We start from the raw sequence: 2,233 nt of genomic DNA, 5'->3' as shown, positions 1-2,233 counted from the left end.
ATCGTTGCAAGAACTTGCCCTTTTGTTACTTCATCGCCGATGCTTGCCTTAATCTGGCTAATTAAGCCCGCTTGCGTAGTACTGACAAAATACTCATTTTCTGGAGGAATAATCACTTTAGCAGGAGCATCTAGCAAAGGGGCAGACTTAATAACTTCAAGCATATCTAACTTAACCCGCAGATTATAAATCTGCGCCTGAGATAGTTTTATCTGTGCATCTGCCACTACAGGAAGACTATTGATTAATAATAAAATAATTAATAGTCTCATGGCATCACTCCTACTGCCTGGTTATATAAGGCTATATTGCGTTGTAACTTTAAAGCACTTTCCTGTGCATACTGAATGGCTATTTGTGAACGAGCCTGGATCTTTAGAAAATCCATTAAATTAATTTCACCTGCATCAAAGCTTAAATTTGCCATTTTCAAATGCTCCTGGGCATTTACCTGCATTTTCTCGGCAACCTTCAGTTGCTCTTGCTCAATCTCCAATTCGTGCTCAGCCTCATGCACTTGCTCTGATAAATTCCGGTATATATGTGCTTTTTTTACTTCTGCTTCGACATAGGCTCTATTTGCCAAGGCAACTACCGGGGCGATATAAGCTCCCCCCAAAAAGGGCACCGATACGGTAAAAGTAATACTGTTAACGGTATCGATATTACTTTCTGGCTTTTCGGTATTCCCACCTATCGCCAGGGTCGTCTGACCTGAGCCTCGAGCTTTTATCCATTCTACCCGGGCTTTTTTTTGGGCAATTTCAGTGTTTATAGCTGCTAGTTGAGGATGTGTATTATCTATCTGATTTTTTATGCTCAGTTCTTCCCGAAAGTCAGCAGGAACCTTATTATTTTGCGTAAGAAAGTAGAATTGTTTACGCACATGCATTAGATCTGCTTCTACCTGAATCAGCTCAGTCTTTTTCTGTAATAACTCACTCTGTGCTAACAGAAAATCTGTTCTGGGCAAATCACCAAGTTCCACCAGCCGTTGTACAGTATGGAGTAACTGCTCGGTTAAATGATAAGCTTTTTGCGCCATATTGTAGCGCAACTCTTCTTGTTTGATTGCCCATAAGGCCTGGCGCACCAGACCTGCTACTTTTAATTTTATTGCTTTTACCTGATAGCTAATACTCTGTTCAAAGTCTTCTGCTAATTGCAAACCTGCGTCACGTTGCCCCCAGTTCCAGATTGGTACGGTGACCATGCCATCTACTTCATAAGCACCCGATTCTGACCCGGCAAAGTCATCTCTATAATAAACAGATGCTTTAAGTGCGCCCGCAACCCAACGACTGCCACGCTCATTCAATGCTGCACTTTCCTGATGCATTGCAGCTATGCGTGCATAATCTGGATAGTTTTCCAGCGTTTGATTGACTAGGTCAGCCAGACTTAGTTGTGGATCAATATTAATGATATCTATATGTTCAACAATATGTGACTGCTCCGCATTAGCAGTAATGGGTAGCACTGCAAAGAAGGATAGAAGCAAGGAAGTAAAGTAGATAATAGGCATTTATATCTCTATAAAAAAAAGTAAAAAAATGCAGTTTTAGCCAATAAGAAAAACAGGATTACCTAACAAAATGGCAATACTATAAGGGGCAATTATAGAAATAACCCTGAATATTTTTTTTAATTACGACAACTGCAAACACAGCGAGAGAAACTTAAAGAGGTAGGGCGCGAGGACTAACAAGTGACCATCTTATCGATGGAATAATAGGCATAGTATAGGTAGCAATAGCGACATGTTTTGCTATTAAAAACGGCGGGATAATATCGATAGAGCGAAGACTAAAGTGATTATTCACTGACTCTTCATCCAGCATTTTTTCTGAGAAATAGCCTGTTTTAGCTCAATAATTGCATCAGCATGACAAAGAATGTCTAGTGCTAAAATTTCAGTTCGCTGATTAACTGGCGTATTAATCCCATGAAAATGTACACCGCTATTACTACCATCCGCATGTACGTGCGCATGCACCAAAGGCGACACACCCTGTAACAGCAAGAGTAACAATAAGATAAAACGATGAATGAATATTTTCATAGACTAAGATTACGCTAAAAAAGCCTAGATGAATACGAATTTTGTTTAATTATGCCTGAACGATTAACACAGGCTAAGCAACGTATCCGTAATGAATTCGTTAATGGAGCCTAACTTCAGGGCACCTGATCTCGGGGAATTTACTTTGATCCCAGTTTAAAGATCATCCTT

The 2,233-nt window shown here is 40.0% G+C and carries 2 protein-coding genes and 1 pseudogene; all 3 read right to left on the bottom strand.

Annotated features, from left to right (window positions below):
- A pseudogene (locus CDZ78_RS19360) lies at positions 1–272 on the bottom strand (efflux RND transporter periplasmic adaptor subunit); the annotation flags it as partial.
- Positions 269–1,525 (bottom strand): TolC family protein, encoded by a 1,257-nt coding sequence (locus tag CDZ78_RS19355; protein ID WP_087871429.1) that lies wholly within the window; start codon positions 1,523–1,525, stop codon positions 269–271. The gene CDZ78_RS19355 and the pseudogene CDZ78_RS19360, both read right to left, overlap by 4 nt.
- A 294-nt stretch (positions 1,526–1,819) precedes the next feature.
- Positions 1,820–2,062: a hypothetical protein gene (locus CDZ78_RS19350; protein ID WP_087871428.1), complete on the bottom strand. Its 243-nt coding sequence runs from the start codon at positions 2,060–2,062 to the stop codon at positions 1,820–1,822.
- Between the last annotated feature and the right edge of the window lie 171 nt (positions 2,063–2,233).

Source organism: Bathymodiolus platifrons methanotrophic gill symbiont (assembly GCF_002189065.1).
Taxonomy (GTDB): Bacteria; Pseudomonadota; Gammaproteobacteria; order Methylococcales; family Methylomonadaceae; genus Methyloprofundus.
This window is presented reverse-complemented; position numbering and strand designations above follow the sequence as displayed.

Excerpts from the sequence above, each read along its gene's own strand:
- CDZ78_RS19355 (WP_087871429.1), bottom strand. The coding sequence starts at position 1,525 with ATGCCTATTATCTACTTTACTTCCTTGCTTCTATCCTTCTTTGCAGTG.
- CDZ78_RS19350 (WP_087871428.1), bottom strand. The coding sequence starts at position 2,062 with ATGAAAATATTCATTCATCGTTTTATCTTATTGTTACTCTTGCTGTTA.